We start from the raw sequence: 15,987 nt of genomic DNA, 5'->3' as shown, positions 1-15,987 counted from the left end.
GCCCCGGCCCCGGCCCTGGCCGAGGCCGCCGGCGACGGCACCCCGCCGGGCGTCGACCCGACGGCCTCCCCCGGTGCCCCCACCCTGCGTTTCCCGAGCAACTTCGGCTGGGGCGCGGCCACCTCGGCGTACCAGATCGAGGGCGCCGCCAAGGAGGACGGCCGGGGCGAATCCATCTGGGACACCTTCAGCCGCACTCCCGGACGGACCCGCAACGGCGACACCGGCGACGTGGCCGTCGACCACTACCACCGCTGGTCCGAGGATCTGGACCTGATGCGTGACCTGGGTCTGCACAGCTACCGGTTCTCCGTCTCCTGGCCCCGCATCCAGCCCGACGGCACCGGCGAGCCCAACCAGCGCGGTCTCGACTTCTACCGCCGCCTCATCGACGGACTGCACGATCGCGGCATCGAGCCGATGGTCACCCTGTTCCACTGGGACCTGCCCCAGTCCCTTCAGGACGTCGGAGGCTGGGAGAACCGGGACACCGCCTACCGCTTCGGCGACTACGCCGCCGCCGTGTTCCACGGCCTGGGCGACCAGGTCCCGGTCTGGCTGACCGTCAACGAACCGAAGACCGTGGTGCAGAACGGCTACCTCCAGGGGCACCACGCCCCCGGATGCCAGGACCCGGACGCCGCGTACCTGGTGGCCCACCACCTCCAACTCGCGCACGGGCTGGCGGTCCGCGCCCTGCGCGCCGGCGGCTCCGCCGCCCGGATCGGCCCGGCGCTGAACCTGCACCCCTGCTACCCGGCCGACGACACTCCCGCCGCCGCCTCGGCCGCCCGGTTGTACGACGGCTACGAGAACCGCCTCTACCTGGACTCGATCCTCAAGGGCGCCTACCCCGAGGACGTGCTCGCCGACCTCGGCGACGGCAGCCGGATGGCGCAGGGCATCGCCGACGGCGACCTGGAAATCATCGCCACCCCGGTGGACCTGCTCGCCGTGCAGTACTACACGCCGTACTACGTGACCGCCGACGGCGCCAAAGCCCCGCGTTGGCCCACGTCGCAGGCTGACTGGCAGCAGATCCACCCGGACGGGATGTACGACATCCTGACCCGGGTCACCCGCGACTACGGCCCGGTCCCGATCACCATCACCGAGAACGGGCTGCCCTGCCCGGACGTGCTCGGCCCCGACGGCGCGGTCGACGACGCCGGCCGGATCGCGTTCCTGCGGGACCACTTCACCGCCGCGCACCGCGCCATCGCCGACGGCGTGCCGCTGGAGAGCTACCACGTCTGGTCGCTGCTGGACAACTTCGAGTGGGCCGAGGGGTACGACCAGCGCTGGGGACTGGTCTACGTGGACTACGCCACCCAACTTCGGGTGCTCAAGCGCAGCGCCCACTGGTACCGGGAGGTCATCCGCGACAACGGGCTCTGAACCGTGCGCCAACCGGTGCGGCCGGACCGCACCCCCTGCGGGGGTGCGGTCCGGCCGCGCCGGGGCGCCGTCGCGTCAGCGCGGCAGAGCCTGCTGCAACTCGGCACGCAACGCCGGAGTGAGTATCTCGCCGGCCTGCTTGGCCAGGCGGGCCATCTCGTAACCCACCACACCGATGTCGGCCTCGCCGCCGGCCAGGGTGGCCAGAATCGAGCCGTCCCGGATCTGCATGACCAGGAAGTAACCGCGCCCCATCTCGACCACCGTCTGCTTCACCACGTCACCGTCGAACATCTGCGCCGCCCCGGCGGTGATGCTCATCAGCCCCGAGGTCACCGCGGCGAGCTTGTCGGCATGGTCGCGGGGCAGGTGCGCCGAGATCGCGACCAGGAGCCCGTCGGAGGAGACCACCACCGCGTGGGCGACCCCCGGCACCCGCTCGGCGAACGCGTTGACCAGCCAGTTCAGGTCCCGTGCCTCCTGGCTTAACGTCGTCACTGTCGTCCCCCTTCGCTGTGCACCCCGCCCGACGGCAGGGTCGTCTCTCTGTCTTCCTCGGCCTCCGCCCGACGGACGCCGCTGTACAACCTGGACAGCATTCCGCCGACCGCCTCCGGGTCCGGGTCCTCACGTGCGGCGGGGACCGTCGGCCGGGCAGGCTCGGTCACGGCGGACAACTGTGCCATAGGCACCCGGACGGGAAGTCCACGCGTGCTGGTGCCTCCGATCACCGGCGTCACGGGCGGCTCCGCCGTCACATGCCCGATGGACGCGGGCGAGGAAGGCGCCGGCCCCTGTCGGGACCACCAGCCGCCACCGGCCGGCGCGGGCGGGCCCGCCGGCGCCAGCACGTCCTCGGCGCGCAACGGCTTGGGACGGCCGGAACTGGGCGTCGGGTCGGGACGCCGCCCCGCCACCGGCAGCTCCCCGGGCTGGGGGCGACCCGGGCGGGGCACGGTACGCCGCCGCCGGGTGGTGCCAGCGCCTCCCGTCGTGATCATCCGAGCCGCCGGCGGGTCCAGCTCCGGCGTGGGAGCCGAACTCAGCAGTTCGGACGGCACCAGGACCCGGGCGACCAGACCCACGTCTGCCGCGGCCAGGTGCACCCGTACCCCGTGCCGGGCGGCGAGATGGCTGACCACGAAGAGACCCATCCGCTCGGAGGCGGCGACGTCCGCGGCCGGCGGTGCGACGAGCACGGCGTTGGCCTGCTCCAGGGCGGCCCGGCTCATCCCGATTCCCTGATCGACGATCTCCACCAGCGCGCCGGCGCCCTCGCGGCGAACGGTCACCCGGACCAGGGTGTCCGGTCGGGAGAAGATGGTCGCGTTCTCCAGCAGCTCGGCCAGCAGGTGCACCAGCTCGCCCACGGCGTGCCCGACCACGTGCACCTCGGCCACCGAGTCGTGGCGGACCCGCTGGTACTGCTCGATCTCGGCGCTGGCCGCGAGGAGCACCGCACCGAGACCGACCGGGCGGTTCCACCGGCGGGTGGACTCGGTGCCGGCCAACACCAGCAGGCTCTCGTCGTTGCGGCGCATGCGGGCCGCCAGGTGGTCGAGCTTGAACAGGTTCTCCAGCTGGTCCGGGTCTGACTCCTCCCGCTCCAGGTCGTCCAGCAGCTCCAGCTGCCGTTCCACCAGCACCTGGCTGCGCCGGGCCAGGTTGACGAACATCGCGTTCACGCTGCGGCGCGTCTCGGCCTGCTCGACGGCGACGCTGACCGCGCTGCGGTGCACCGCGACGAACGCCTCCGCCAGCTCCCCCAGCTCGTCGAGGGAGGTCACCACCGGCGGCGCCACCTCGATCGTGGGCAGGTTGCCCTGCACCGAGCGCAACCGGTCCAGTGCGTGCGGCAGCTCCACCTGCGCAATCCGCAGGGCCTGCCCGCGCAGCCGCTTGATGGAGTTGGCGATGGAGCGGCCGATCAGCAGAGCGAGCAGCACAGCCAGCCCCAGCACCACCAGGATGCCGCCCACCACCGCCAGGGTGGCCCGCAGCTGGTCGCCGCTGACGTCGTCGGCCCGGGTCGCCGCGTCGTCGAGCACCCGCGCCTCGATCTGGCGCAGCAGCTCCTGCCGCTGGGCGCTCGCATCCCACCACTGCTCAGCGGGGAGCACCGCCGGCCGGGCCCCGCCGCTGGCGAGGCTCTTCTCTTCCAGCCTGGTCGCCTCGACGAACCCCGGGTCGAGGGAGGCGCGGTCGTACAGCTGGATCTGCCCGGTGGTCGCGGCGACCCGGAACGCGCCGAGCGCGGCCAACTGCTGGGTCCGCAGGTCGGTGAGAGTGACCTGGTCGTCGCGGTTGTACCGACCGGTCCGGGCGGCGGCGTAGACCTGGGCGCGAACCCGCGACGACAGCTCCTTGACCCGGGCCAACTGCACGTAGCGCAGCACCGCTTCGGTCAGCTCCGGCTGGTCCTCGCCGGGCGAGGGCTCGGCGAGGAGATTGAGTAGCGCGTCGACCGCCCGATGGTAACTGCCCAGGATGGTCTCGGGGTTCAGCACCGCCGGCAGGATCGCCGCGCGGATGTAGCGGACCTGGTCGTACGCCTCCAGTGCCCTGCCGTAGGAGACCCGCCAGGAGGCGTCCGCGTCCGCCAGCGGCGCGGCGGCCCGGCGCAGCTCGCCGGCTGCGGCGTCGGTGGCGTCCTGGAACGGGCGCAGCGCCAGCGCCGACGCCGCCCGGTCGGAGGAGAGGCCGTCCCGGCGTAACTCGGCCAACTCGCCCGCCGTCCGGTCGCGTTCCTGCTGGAGACCGTCCACCAGGGCGCTGATCTGCCGGCCGATGCCGACCTGCTGGGCGAAGTCGCTCAACGCGGTCGTCCGCCCCACCAGCGTCGTGGTCTGCACCCCGGCCAGCACGAGGAAGGCCACCGACGGGATGACCAGGACGGTGGCGAGTTTCGTCCGCATGCGCCAGTCCCGCAGCCGCAACGGCGACCGGCGCCGGTGCGGGGCGATCCCGACACTGGACCGGCCGCCGCCGATCTGCCCGCTCCCGGTCGGATCGGGACCTGCGCCCACACCTGCCTCCTCGGTCCCCGCTCCCCCTCGTCGGGGAGCGGGGTCCATCCAACCAGGCCGGCGAGCTGTGTCAACGGCCGCCGGCGGCCGGGGGAGCGGCGGGATGTGCGGACGGGGACGGCTCCTCCTGCGCCGTCCGTCCGGAGCCGGCGAGCCGCTCCGCCGCGGCGACCCGCCCGAGGGCCACCAACGCGGCGCCGATGGCCCCTATCTCCGGCTCGGAGCGGTGCCGGACGTGCCTTGGGGCGAGGGCGGCGGCGAACGCCGACCGCCACCAGGCGGACGCCGACACCGCTCCCCCACCCAACACCACGTGGACCGGTTGGTCCACCACGGACTCCAGCACGGCCAGGTCGTCGGCGACCAGTCGGCACAGCCCGGTCATCAACCCGGCCAGGATCTCCACCCCGGTGGTGGAGAAGCTGAGCCCTCGCAGCTCACCCACGCCGGCCGGGGCGGTGCCGGGCGGGCGGTCACCACCGAGTCGCGGGTTCGCCGCCACCCCCCCGCCGGACGCGGGCACGCGGGCCAGGGCGACCTCCAGGTCCCGCCCGCGCGGCAGCCGCAGCTCGCGGTTGGCCCAGGCGAACAGGTTGCCCCCGCAGGAGTAGGCAGAGCCGGTCACCACGTGCTCGTGGTCCACCCGGTACCGCCAGAGCTGCTCGGGCAGCGGTGGTAGGTCGGTGTCGACGGGCACCCGCTGCACCAGGCGCACGGCGGCGGAGGTGCCCACGGTGACCGCCGCCCGACGCGGGTCGACGCAGCCGGAGCCCACATTGGAGGCTGCCCCGTCGCCGATCGCCGCGGCCCAACCAACGAGGGCCAGCTCCGGCCAGCGCCGGGCGTGTTCCGGACGGAGCCGCCCCCGCCAACCCGTCGGCGCCAGCTCGGGCAGTTCGCCGTGGCGTACGCCGGCCAGCGCGCATGCCTCGGCGTCCCAGTCCATCGCGCGCAGGTCGAGCAGCCCGGTGCCGGAGGCCATCGACACCGACGCGGGAGCGCTGTCGAGCAGCTCGCCCAGGACGTACTCCGCCAGGCCGACGAATCGACTGACCGGGCCGCAGCCCTGGGCGCGCAACCAGGGCAGCCGCACCGACCAGTAGGAGCGGTGCCACCAGGTGCCGGTACGCCGGTGGAAGGCGGCCGGGTCGGCCGGGCCAACCGCGCCGGGCAGCGGCTCGGCCCGGGTGTCCAGCCAGGTGAGCACGGGCCCGAGCGGCACGCCGGCGAGGTCGAGCGGCACCACCGAGTGCCACTGGGCGGAGACCGCGACCAGCGCCACGTCGCGCAGGTGCCCGCCGTCGGCGAGTTCGTCCAGGCACTCGACCAGGCAGGCGAGGTAGTGCGCCGCATCGAGGGTGCCGGTGCCATCGTCGGCCACCGCCACGCGCACCCTGCGGCGGGCCAGGGCGCCCGGCAGCGGGTCCGCGTCGGCATCGAGCACGAGCCCGCGTACCGAGGAGGTGCCGAGGTCGAGAGCGAGAATGTTCATCGCGGGTCACGGTACCCAACCAGGGGGCCGGCGATGTCATGATCGGCCGCCGGAGCCTGCCCCCACGGAGTGGGAACGGCTATCGGGCCAGGGCCGGCCCGCGTAGGGTGACGCCATGCTCGCGCCCCTGTCCTGCTGGTGGCCCGCCGACCCGGCGGCCCTCCTTCGCGCGTAGCTTCCACGCGGCCGCCCGACGAGGCGGCCGCCGGACTCTCCCGGCTCCCGAGCTGCCCCGGCGGACGGCGAATGCCTTCGAGGAGACCCGATGATCCGCCCGCACCACCTGCTCACCGCCCTCGCCCGGGGCGCCGACCCCGGCCCGTTCGCGCTGGTCCGCCGCGAGGGCGCCGATCACCTGGACCTCTTCACCGGTTCGGTAGGCGTCGCGGACCGACTCGCCGACCTGCCGTTGCCGGCCGGTTCGGCCGGGCCCCGCACGCTGGCGCTGGTGCCGTACCGGCAGGTCGTCGAGCGCGGCTTCGCGTGTGTCGACGACGGCACCCCGCTGGAGTACCTGGAGATCACCGGGAACGTCCCGGTCGCCCTGGCCGACGCGCTCGCCGCGCTGCCGGAGGCACCCGTGGTCACCACGGGCGCCGCGTTCGACGTCACCGACGCGGAGTACGCCGACATTGTCGGGCGTGTCCTGGCCGACGAGATCGGGCGTGGCGAGGGGGCGAACTTCGTCATCCACCGCACCCTGCGGGCGACCGTGCAGGGCCCGCCGTTGGCGGCGGCGTCGGCGGCGCTGCGCCGGCTGCTGCTCGCCGAGCGGGGAGCCTACTGGACGTTCCTGGTGCACACCGGCACCCGGATCCTGGTCGGGGCTAGCCCTGAGCGGCACGTCAGCGTCGACGACGGCCTGGTGATGATGAACCCGATCAGCGGGACGTTCCGGCACACCGGCACCCTGGCGGACCGGGACGCGCTGCTGCGCTTCCTGCGCGATCCGAAGGAGGTCGAGGAGCTGTACATGGTCCTCGACGAGGAACTGAAGATGATGGCCACCGTCGCCGAGCACGGCGGTCAGGTGGTCGGGCCCTACCTGAAGGAGATGTCCCATCTCGCGCACACGGAGTACCTGCTCGCGGGGCGGGGGACGCGGGACGTCCGGGAGGTGCTGCGGGAGACGATGTTCGCCCCGACGGTGACCGGGAGCCCGATGGAGAACGCCTGCCGGGTGATCGCCCGGCACGAGCCGGCCGGCCGCCGCTACTACTCCGGGGTGCTGGCCCTGCTGGGCCGGGACGCCGGGGGCCGGCAGACGCTGGACGCGCCGATCCTCATCCGGACGGCGGAGATCTCCCCCGCCGGCGAGCTGAGGGTACCGGTGGGGGCGACCCTGGTGCGGCACTCGACGGCGGCCGGTGAGGTGGCCGAGACGCACGCGAAGGCGGCCGGAGTGCTCGCCGCGTTCGGGCTGGGTCCGCAGGCGCCCGTTCCCGCCACGGCGGCCCGCCACGACTCCGCCGGTACGGCGGCGCACCCGGCCGACCCGACGGCGCACCCGGCCGGCGCGAGTCGGCGCGGCGCGGAGGCGGCGCTCGCCGACGACCCGGAGGTGCGGGCGGCACTCGCCGAGCGGAACGCCCCGCTGGCCCGGTTCTGGCTCGACCAGCGGCTGCCCGGGGCGATCACCCTGCCGGGTCTGGTCGGGCGTCGGGCGCTGATCGTCGACGGCGAGGACACCTTCACCGGGATGCTGGCCCACCAGCTCGGTGCGCTCGGCCTCGCCGTCGAGGTACGCCCGTGGCGACGGCCCGGCGCCCTCGAGGCGTACGACCTGGTGGTCGTCGGGCCCGGGCCGGGTGACCCACGGGCGGCGGGCGAGCCGAAGATGGCGGCGCTAAGCGGGCTGCTGACCGCGCGGCTGGCCGCCGGCCTACCGACGCTGGCGGTCTGCCTCGGCCACCAGTTGCTCGCCGGCCTGCTGGGGCTGCCCCTGCACCGGCGGGAGGCGCCCTACCAGGGGCTGCAACGCGAGGTCACCGTTTTTGGCACGCCCCGTCGGGTGGGCTTCTACGCCACCTTCACGGCACTGGCCGACGCAGACCGGGTCGGCAGCCCGTACGGGCCGGTGGAACTGTCCCGCGACCCGGTCGACGCGGCGGTGCACGCGCTGCGCGGCCCTGGTTTCGCCGGTGTGCAGTTCCATCCGGAGTCGGTGCTCAGTCGGGACGGGATGGCGGTCCTGGCGGACCTGCTCGGTCACCTGCTGGCGCATCCGGCGCTGGCCGCGCACGGTTCACCGGATCGCGGGTAGGGATGCCGGCGACCGGTGGCCCGGACGGGTCGTGAGCCCCCGCCCGGGCCACCGGTCGCCGATGGGTCAGCCGGCGGCGAGCCCGCGCTTGAGGGCCGCGCCGATCTGCACCGCCCGCTTGGCGGTCAGCGCGGTGGCGGCCAGCGCGACGTGGTCCGGGGGAACCTCCCCGTTGTTGCTGGTGTGCGAGGCGCCGTAGGGATTGCCGGCGACGAACTGGCTGGGGTCGGTGTAGCCGGGAGTCACCACGATGCCGCCCCAGTGGTGGAAGACCGTGAACAGCGACAGCAGGGTGGACTCCTGCCCGCCGTGCTCGGTGGCGGCGGAGGTGAAGGCGCTGTAAACCTTGTTCGTCAGCACCCCGTTGGCCCAGAGCGGGCCGGTGGTGTCGATGAACTGCTTGAGCTGCGCGGCAATCATGCCGTAGCGGGTGGGCGAGCCGAAGATGACCACATCCGCCCAGGCCAGGTCGTCGATCTCGGCCTCCATGACATCCTGGGTCTCCAGGCGGTGCGCCTGCCAGCCCGCGTTGGAGCGGATCGCCTCGTCCGGGGCCAGTTCGCGCACCCTGCGCAGGCGGACCTCGGCACCAACCTCACCGGCCGCCTCACAGGCAGCCTGCGCCATCTGGTAGGTGATGCCGGTAGCGCTGTAGTAGATCACCGCGACCTTGACCTGGCCGTCCATCAGACGATTCCTCCTCGTTTCGGGTCAGCTCCGGCGACTACCCGTTGTTTGCGCCGTCAAACGTTGGTGGCTGCGCAGGCTTCCGGCACCCGAGCGAGGGGACGTCGGCCCACTGATGCTGCGCCGGACACTCCGCCGCCAGGCGCAGCAGCTCAAGATTTCCGCAAGTTCTGTGTGGGAGCGGTGCCACGGACACCTCCAACCGGAATCCTGTTCGCACGGGTGTCTACGGCACGCAACGGTCGCCGGCACGTCGGGGGACCTGAACGGGGGATCGCGCTCCGCTCGTGAAACGGCGGGCGTAGCGCGATCAGGGGCCCGTTCCAGCTGGGGGATCCGTCAGCGGGTCGACGGCCTGGATACCGCTCACCCGGTGAGCGCGTCGGACAGGTCGTCGACCCGCTGGCGGAGGCGGTCCTGCCCGCCGACCCGCATCTCTCACCTCGTCACCTCACAGGCGTCGCACCGCTCCGGCCCAGCGAATTCCCGACGTCCGGGGCACTGACCGGCACGGCCCGGCACGAAGCCCACTGACCGTGCCGCCATCTATCGGCGGTCCGGCGAATGCTGCCCCGGGTCGTCGGGTAGCCGGCTGGTGACCCACGAGAGGAAGGACGAACCATGCGACTGACCGAACAGCAGGTCCGCGCGCTGTACGGACAGGACGTCCAGGACCGCTCGGGCACGAAAATCGGCAGCGTGGCACGGGTATGGGCCGACGCCGCCGGCGAGCCGACCTGGGTCAGCGTCAAGACCGGCATGATGGGCCACCACGAGACCATGGCCCCGCTGACCGGAGCCGGGATGGCCGAGGGTCGGGTGACGGTGCCGTACGACAAGGCGACCGTCAAGAGCGCACCCACGGTCGACGCCGGCACCAACCAGCCGCTCGACGCCGACCAGCTCGCCCAGCTCTACCGGCACTACCAGCTCCAGCAGCAGGAGCGTCCGCCGCAGCGTACGCCCGGCTCGCCGGAACTGACCCGGTCGGAGGAGCGGCTGCGGGTCGGCACCGAGAGTCAGCCGGCGGGCACCGCCCGGCTGCGCAAGCAGGTGGTGACCGAGGACGTGCACACCATTGTGCCGATCGAGCACGACGAGGTGCGCGTGGTCCACGAGCCGATCACCGAGGCGAACCGGGGTGACATTCGGCCGGACATCCGCGACGAGCAGCGGGAGATGGAGCTGCGCGCCGAGCGTCCGGTGGTCAGCAAGGAACAGGTCCCGGTCGAGCGGGTCCGGCTGGCCAAGGACGAGGTGGTCGAGGAACAGCCGATCGACGAGCAGGTCCGCCGGGAGCGGATCGACGCCGAGGTGCCGGAGCCGGCGCGTCGGCGCCGCTGACCACGACGGTCGCGGCACGCGCCGTGGCAGCCGGGCGGACGGGCACACGGCCCGTCCGCCCGGCGCGTCGTCTCCGTGCCCGGAGGCGCGCGACGTCGTCCGCGTGTCGGGGGTTGCGCCTAGGCTGACGGCCGATTCCCGAGGAAGGGCGGCCGAGGTGCGGTTGACCGGCGACGAGGCGCTGGCGTTGCGGATGACCAGCCTGCTGCTGCGGGAGCACCCGCGGGGCCGGCCGGAGAGCGTGGCCGGTGTCGTGGAGTGGTTCGGCGCCATGCAGGCCCAGGACGTGGCGAGCGGCATGTGGTCACTGGGTGTCCGGCTGCCCGGGCGCACGGCGGCCGACATCCACGCGGCGCTGGAGCGGCGGGAGGCGCTGCGTACCTGGCCGATGCGGGGGACGGTGCACCTCGTACCTGCTCGGGACGCCCGGTGGATGCTGGAGGTCACCGGCGTGCGGGCGCTGGCCGGGGCGCAGCGGCGGCGGGAGTTGCTCGGCCTCACCGAGGCCGAGGCCGACCGGGCCGCCGACGTGCTCGACGCGGCGCTGGCCGGGGGCGGCCGGTTGACCCGCGCCGGGTGCCTGGCCGCGCTCGCCGCCGCCGGCATCGACTGCGCCGGCCAGCGCGGCTACCACCTGCTCTGGTACGCCAGCCAGCGCGGCGTCACGTGCGTCGCCCCGCACATCGGCACCGAGCAGACGTTCGCCCTGCTCGACGAGTGGGCGCCCGACCCGCGCCGGCCCGAGCGCGACGAGGCCCTCGGCGTCCTCGCGACCCGGTACTTCCGCAGCCACGGGCCGACGACCCGGCAGGACTTCGCCGGCTGGACGGGCCTCACCGCGGCCGACGCCCGGCGGGCGGTGGCGGTCGCCGGCGACGCGCTCGCCACCGTCCGGGTGGACGGGGTCGAGGCCCTGTTGGACCCGGCCCTGCTCGACGCCCCCCGGGAACCGGTCGACGAGGTGCTGGCCCTGCCCGGCTTCGACGAGTACCTGCTCGGCTACAAGGACCGCGCGTTGATGCTCGACCCCGCGCACAGGCAGGCCATCATCCCGGGGAGCAACGGCGTCTTCCAGCCCACCGTCGTGCGCGCCGGCCGGGTGGTCGGCACCTGGAGGCGCACCGCGACGAAGACCAGGGTCCGGGTCGCCGTGCGCCCGTTGGTCAGTCTCGACCTGGCGACGCGCGAGCGGGTGGCGGCGGCCGTCTACCCGTACGCGCGCTTCCTCGGGCTGCCGGCCCGGTTGGAGTGGGCGGACTGAGGCCGGGCGGGCAACCGGCCCCAGACGTCGCCTCAGTCGGCGAGCGCGCCGCCCGAGCGGCCCTCGTGCAGGGTCAGGTTGTGCCCGGTGGTCGGGTCGAACAGGTGGATCTTCTCCAGGTTGAACCAGACCCGTCGGCCCTCCCCCTCGCGCACCGACGACTCGGCCGACAGCCGGGTGACCAGGCCGGCCCCGCCGCCGCTGAAGTCGGCCCCCGCGTCGGCCGCCAGCTCCTCCAGTTCGGCGGCGCTGGCCCGCTGCCCCTCGATGGTGAAGTAGACGTACTTGTCCGAGCCCATCGACTCGACGATGTCGACCGGCGCGGTGAACTCCATGCCCCGCCGGCGGGTGTCGTCGTCGACTAGTTCGGCGTCCTCGAAGTGCTCGGGGCGGACACCGAGGATCAACTCGCGGGGCGCGTCGGCGGCGTCGAGCTGCCGCCGGATTCGCTCGCCGATCGGCACGTCGCCCAGTGCCGTCCGCAGTTTCCCGTCCTCCACGGCGGCGTGCAGGAAGTTCATCGACGGCGAGCCGATGAAGCCGGCGACGAAGAGGTTGCGCGGGTGGTCGTACAGCTCCTGGGGCGGGCCGACCTGCTGGATCGCGCCGCCCCGCATGATGACCACCCGGTCGCCGAGGGTCATCGCCTCGGTCTGGTCGTGGGTGACGTAGACGGTGGTGGTGCCCAGCTGTTTCTGCAGCCGGGACACCACGGTACGCATCTGCACCCGCAGCTTGGCGTCCAGGTTGGACAGCGGCTCGTCCATCAGGAACGCCTTGGGCTGCCGGACGATCGCCCGGCCCATGGCGACACGCTGGCGCTGGCCGCCGGAGAGGTTGGCCGGCTTGCGGTCCAGCAGCGGGGTCAGCTCCAGAACCTTCGCCGCCTCCTCGACCTTCGCGTCGATGGTCTGCTTGTCCATCTTCGCCAGCCGCAGCGGGAAGGCCATGTTCTCCCGCACGGTCATGTTGGGGTAGAGCGCGTACGACTGGAACACCATCGCGATGTCCCGGTCCCGGGGTGCCTTGTCGTTGACCCGCTGCCCGTCGATGCGCAGTTCGCCGGAGCTGATGTCCTCCAAACCGGCGATCATGTTGAGGGTGGTGGACTTCCCGCAGCCCGACGGTCCGACCAGGATCACGAACTCACCGTCGGCTATCTCCAGGTCGATGTCCCGCACCGCCGTGGTGCCGTCGGGGAAGCGCTTGCTCAGCTTGTCCAGCACGATGTCAGCCATTGTTGTCACCTATCCCTTGACGGCGCCGGAGGTCAGGCCGGAGACGATGCGGCGCTGGAAGAAGAGCACGAACAGGATGATCGGAATGGTGATCACCACGGCGGCGGCGCAGATCGCCCCGGTCGGGTCCTCGAACTGCGACTCGCCCGTGAAGAACGACAGCGCCACCGGCACCGTGCGGGCCCGTTCGGTGGAGGTGAGCGTGATGGCGAACAGAAAGTCGTTCCAGCAGAAGATGAAGACCAGGATCGCCGTGGTGAACAGCCCCGGCGCGGCCAGCGGGGCGATGACCCGCCGGAACGCCTGGGCCTGGGTGGCCCCGTCCATCTTCGCCGCCTTCTCCAGATCCCACGGGATCTGCTTGAAGAACGCCGACAGGGTGTAGATCGCCAGCGGCAGCGCGAAGGTGATGTACGGCAGGATCAGTCCCGGCCAGGTGTCGAAGAGGCCGAGCTGCCGCTCGATCTCGAACAGCGGCGACACCAGCGACACCTGCGGGAACATCGCGATCAACAGGGAGACGCCGACGAGCACCCGCTTGCCGGGGAAGTCCAGCCGGGAGATCGCGTACGCGGCCATCGCGCCGAGCACCACCGCGATTCCGGTGGCGATCAGGGCGATGCCGATCGAGTTGACCAGGGCCCGGACGAACTGGTCGGTGGCGAAGATGCTCCGGTAGTTGTCCAGCGTCCACTCCCGGGGCCAGAATCGGCCGTCGGTGAGGGTGGCCGGGGTCTTGAACGACAGTGAGGCGATCCAGAGCACCGGGACCAGCGCGAAGACGACGACGACGACGTCCAGCAGGCCCCAGCGCAGCTTCGCCCGGGTGGTGGTCTCGACTGCCATCTCAGCGCCTCTCCCCGTCGTCGCTGCCGGGGGCAGCGGTACCGAACAGCTTCACGAAGACGAAGGCGACGATCGCCACGGTGAGGAAGATCAGCACCGACATCGTCGAGCCGATGCCGAGGTTGAGGCCCCGGATCAGGTTGTTGTAGGCGAGCATCGACACCGAGGAGGTTTCGTTGCCGCCCGCGGTCAGCACGAAGATGTTGTCGAACACCCGGAACGCGTCCAGGGTGCGGAACAGCAACGCGACCAGGATCGCCGGCTTCATCACCGGCAGCACCACCTTGGTGAACCGCTGCCAGGCGGTCGCCCCGTCGGTGGAGGCGGCCTTGAGCAGGTCCTCCGGGACCAGCGCGAGGCCGGCCATCAGCAGCAGCGCCATGAACGGCGTGGTCTTCCAGATCTCGGCCAGCATGATGATCGCCAGCGAGCTGGCCCGCTCGGTCAGCGGCGCCCCGTCGCTGAACAGGTTGGCCAGGTAGCCGGTGCCGGGGGTCCAGGCGTACCGCCAGGAGAAGGCGGCGACCACCGTGACGATGCCGTACGGGATCAGGGCGGCGGTGCGGACGATGCCCCGGCCGACCAGCGTGCGGTGCATGACCAGCGCCAGTCCCATGCCGAGCACCAGTTCGACCGCGACGGTGACCACCGTGATCAGCATGGTCACGCCGAACGCGGTCCACCAGAAGTCGTTGGTGAGCACGGTGACGTAGTTCTCCAGCCCGATGAACTCGCGCTCGTCGGGGAAGCGCAGGTCGAAACGCTGCAACGACAGCCAGACCGAGTAGGCGATGGGGTAGGCGGTCACCAGCACCATGACCAGGGCGGCCGGGGCGCAGAGCAGCCAGCCCAGTCGGCGCTCGGCCTTCCTGTTCTCGCTCAGCGGGGTCTTTCCCCGGCGGCGGGCCCGCTGTCCGGGCACGGCAGCGTGCCGGCCGGTGCCGTGTTCCGCGTCGGCGCTGACGTCCGCGCCGGCGGGAGTGGCGTTGACGCTCACGGCAGGACCCCCTTCGACTCCAACGCGTCGGCGATCGCCCGCCGCAGCTCGTCGGCGGTCCGCTGTGGTTCGATCGCCGAGGGCGGGGACAGGATCGCCGACATCACCGTGGAGATGCTCTGGTACGCCGGGCTCAGCGGGCGCACCGCCGGCTCCTTCAGCTCATCCAGGATGGTCTCCTTCATCGGGTACGCCTCGTTCATCTCCGGGTCGTCGTAGACCCTCTCGATGGTGGGCGGGACGCCGTCGTTGATCGCGGAGAACTTCTGGTGTTCCGCGTTGCGGAGGCACTTCGCCGCCTCGAACGACTCGACGGGGTGCCTGGAGTAGGCGCTGACCGCCAGGTTGGTCCCGCCGATGGTGACCTTGCTGGGGGTGCCGGCGTCGACGCCGGGGACGCGCGCCCAGCGCACCCGCTGTGCCAGCGCCGGGTCGGCCTCCTGCAGCGCGGGGTAGACGAACGGCCAGTTGATCTGGAAGGCGCCGTTGCCGGACTGGAAGTCCAGCCGGACCGGGTCCTCGGTGGCGTTGCTGAACGACGGTGCGGTCACGCCGGACGTGGCGAACCGCTTGAGCAGGTCGAGCGCCTTCACGGTGCCCGCGTCCATGACGGCCTGCCGGCCGTCGTCGCTGAGGATCTTGCCGCCGGCGCTCGCGGCGAGGGTGTTGTAGAGGACGACCAGACCCTCGTACTGGGCGCCCATGGTGAGCACCTGGTACGGCTGGCCCCGCCGCTTCAGCTCCTGGGCGGCGGAGATCATCTCGTCCCAGGTGGCCGGCGGCCGGGCGACCAGGTCGGTGCGGTACCAGAGCAACTGGACGTTGGTGTTCTTCGGCGCGCCGTAGAGCCGGTTCTCGTACCGGGCGGTGGCCAGCGGACCGGCGAGAGTCCCCTGTTCCACCTCGGCCCGGTCCTGACCGGTCCACTCGCGGATCCAGTCGGCACTGGCGAACTCCTGGGTCCAGGTGACGTCGAGGCCGAGCACGTCCATGCCGCTGTCCCCGGCGGCGAGCCGGCGGACCAGCTGCACCCGCTGGTCGTCGGCCTGCCGGGGCAGCACCCGGTAGGCGATCGTGTAGCGGCCCCCGGCCTGGGCGTTGCAGTCGGCGACGACCTGTTGCAGGTTCTGCTCGGGCGGGTAGTACAGGTTGATGGTGGGCGTACCGCCGTCGTCACCGGAGCCGCACGCGGCCAGCGGCACGACCAGCGCCAGCGCGGCGACTGCCGCGCCGACCCGGACGCCCGGTCGACGTCGGTGTCCAGGCGCTTCGGGGTCCGTCATCGCCCTCCCCCTTCCTTCGGCGAGAAACCGGGGAGGCACCGCGCCCCGGTGCACGGCGAGACATCCGGGACAGGCGGGCTGCGGAGATTGCCGGCTCCCGGGCGTTTCGTGCGCCTACACTGCCCGGGCCGTGAAGTCGCGAAACCTCACCG

General features: G+C 72.5%; 12 protein-coding genes. 4 read left to right on the top strand and 8 right to left on the bottom strand.

From position 1 onward, the window contains the following. Nucleotides 1-84 precede the first annotated feature (84 nt). Nucleotides 85-1,398 carry a GH1 family beta-glucosidase gene (locus tag E1193_RS21865; RefSeq protein ID WP_243707825.1) on the top strand — a complete coding sequence of 438 codons (1,314 nt, stop codon included), beginning with the start codon at nucleotides 85-87 and terminating at the stop codon, nucleotides 1,396-1,398. Nucleotides 1,399-1,473: 75 nt separating this feature from the next. Here the strand turns inward: E1193_RS21865 and E1193_RS21860 are convergent, their stop codons facing one another. The 3 genes from E1193_RS21860 to E1193_RS21850 form a co-directional block, all read right to left on the bottom strand. Next, a complete protein-coding gene (locus tag E1193_RS21860) occupies nucleotides 1,474-1,896 on the bottom strand; it encodes a roadblock/LC7 domain-containing protein (RefSeq protein WP_132185057.1) in 423 nt (140 codons plus the stop codon). Beyond that, entirely contained in the window at nucleotides 1,893-4,424 is a 2,532-nt protein-coding gene (locus tag E1193_RS21855; protein WP_243707824.1) for a nitrate- and nitrite sensing domain-containing protein, read from the bottom strand. Before E1193_RS21855 ends, E1193_RS21860 begins: the two co-directional genes overlap by 4 nt. A 70-nt stretch (nucleotides 4,425-4,494) precedes the next feature. Further along, complete coding sequence (locus E1193_RS21850) at nucleotides 4,495-5,916, bottom strand: FGGY family carbohydrate kinase (protein ID WP_132185056.1); 1,422 nt, start codon at nucleotides 5,914-5,916, stop codon at nucleotides 4,495-4,497. Nucleotides 5,917-6,181: 265 nt separating this feature from the next. On the opposite strand from E1193_RS21850, the gene E1193_RS21845 reads away from it, so the two are divergent. Continuing rightward, nucleotides 6,182-8,179 carry an anthranilate synthase family protein gene (locus E1193_RS21845; RefSeq protein ID WP_132185055.1) on the top strand — a complete coding sequence of 666 codons (1,998 nt, stop codon included), beginning with the start codon at nucleotides 6,182-6,184 and terminating at the stop codon, nucleotides 8,177-8,179. A 66-nt stretch (nucleotides 8,180-8,245) separates the two neighbouring features. Here the strand turns inward: E1193_RS21845 and wrbA are convergent, their stop codons facing one another. Beyond that, complete coding sequence (gene wrbA / locus E1193_RS21840; RefSeq protein WP_132185054.1) at nucleotides 8,246-8,866, bottom strand: NAD(P)H:quinone oxidoreductase; 621 nt, start codon at nucleotides 8,864-8,866, stop codon at nucleotides 8,246-8,248. 621 nt (nucleotides 8,867-9,487) lie between these two features. Here wrbA and E1193_RS21835 point away from each other — a divergent pair. Both E1193_RS21835 and E1193_RS21830 read left to right on the top strand, forming a co-directional pair. Further along, nucleotides 9,488-10,210, top strand: coding sequence for a PRC and DUF2382 domain-containing protein (locus E1193_RS21835; protein WP_132185053.1), 723 nt, complete (start codon nucleotides 9,488-9,490; stop codon nucleotides 10,208-10,210). 193 nt (nucleotides 10,211-10,403) lie between these two features. Next, nucleotides 10,404-11,471: a winged helix DNA-binding domain-containing protein gene (locus E1193_RS21830; RefSeq protein ID WP_132185058.1), complete on the top strand. Its 1,068-nt coding sequence runs from the start codon at nucleotides 10,404-10,406 to the stop codon at nucleotides 11,469-11,471. A 32-nt stretch (nucleotides 11,472-11,503) separates the two neighbouring features. Here E1193_RS21830 and ugpC read toward each other — a convergent pair whose 3' ends face one another. The 4 genes from ugpC to E1193_RS21810 are packed head-to-tail and all read right to left on the bottom strand — an operon-like array spanning nucleotide 11,504 to nucleotide 15,835. After that, nucleotides 11,504-12,709 carry a sn-glycerol-3-phosphate ABC transporter ATP-binding protein UgpC gene (ugpC, locus tag E1193_RS21825; protein WP_132185052.1) on the bottom strand — a complete coding sequence of 402 codons (1,206 nt, stop codon included), beginning with the start codon at nucleotides 12,707-12,709 and terminating at the stop codon, nucleotides 11,504-11,506. Nucleotides 12,710-12,718: 9 nt separating this feature from the next. Continuing rightward, nucleotides 12,719-13,555, bottom strand: coding sequence for a carbohydrate ABC transporter permease (locus E1193_RS21820; protein WP_132185051.1), 837 nt, complete (start codon nucleotides 13,553-13,555; stop codon nucleotides 12,719-12,721). A gap of 1 nt (nucleotide 13,556) precedes the next feature. Further along, nucleotides 13,557-14,552: a sugar ABC transporter permease gene (locus E1193_RS21815; protein WP_132185050.1), complete on the bottom strand. Its 996-nt coding sequence runs from the start codon at nucleotides 14,550-14,552 to the stop codon at nucleotides 13,557-13,559. Further along, a complete protein-coding gene (locus E1193_RS21810; RefSeq protein ID WP_132185049.1) occupies nucleotides 14,549-15,835 on the bottom strand; it encodes an ABC transporter substrate-binding protein in 1,287 nt (428 codons plus the stop codon). Before E1193_RS21810 ends, E1193_RS21815 begins: the two co-directional genes overlap by 4 nt. Nucleotides 15,836-15,987: the final 152 nt, after the last annotated feature.

Origin of the sequence: Micromonospora sp. KC606 (genome assembly GCF_004348675.1) — a bacterium.
Classification (GTDB): domain Bacteria; phylum Actinomycetota; class Actinomycetes; order Mycobacteriales; family Micromonosporaceae; genus Micromonospora.
This window is presented reverse-complemented; position numbering and strand designations above follow the sequence as displayed.

Excerpts from the sequence above, each read along its gene's own strand:
- E1193_RS21850 (WP_132185056.1), bottom strand. The coding sequence starts at position 5,916 with ATGAACATTCTCGCTCTCGACCTCGGCACCTCCTCGGTACGCGGGCTC.
- wrbA (WP_132185054.1), bottom strand. The coding sequence starts at position 8,866 with ATGGACGGCCAGGTCAAGGTCGCGGTGATCTACTACAGCGCTACCGGC.
- E1193_RS21830 (WP_132185058.1), top strand. The coding sequence starts at position 10,404 with ATGACCAGCCTGCTGCTGCGGGAGCACCCGCGGGGCCGGCCGGAGAGC.
- E1193_RS21810 (WP_132185049.1), bottom strand. The coding sequence starts at position 15,835 with ATGACGGACCCCGAAGCGCCTGGACACCGACGTCGACCGGGCGTCCGG.
- E1193_RS21820 (WP_132185051.1), bottom strand. The coding sequence starts at position 13,555 with ATGGCAGTCGAGACCACCACCCGGGCGAAGCTGCGCTGGGGCCTGCTG.
- E1193_RS21835 (WP_132185053.1), top strand. The coding sequence starts at position 9,488 with ATGCGACTGACCGAACAGCAGGTCCGCGCGCTGTACGGACAGGACGTC.
- ugpC (WP_132185052.1), bottom strand. The coding sequence starts at position 12,709 with ATGGCTGACATCGTGCTGGACAAGCTGAGCAAGCGCTTCCCCGACGGC.
- E1193_RS21845 (WP_132185055.1), top strand. The coding sequence starts at position 6,182 with ATGATCCGCCCGCACCACCTGCTCACCGCCCTCGCCCGGGGCGCCGAC.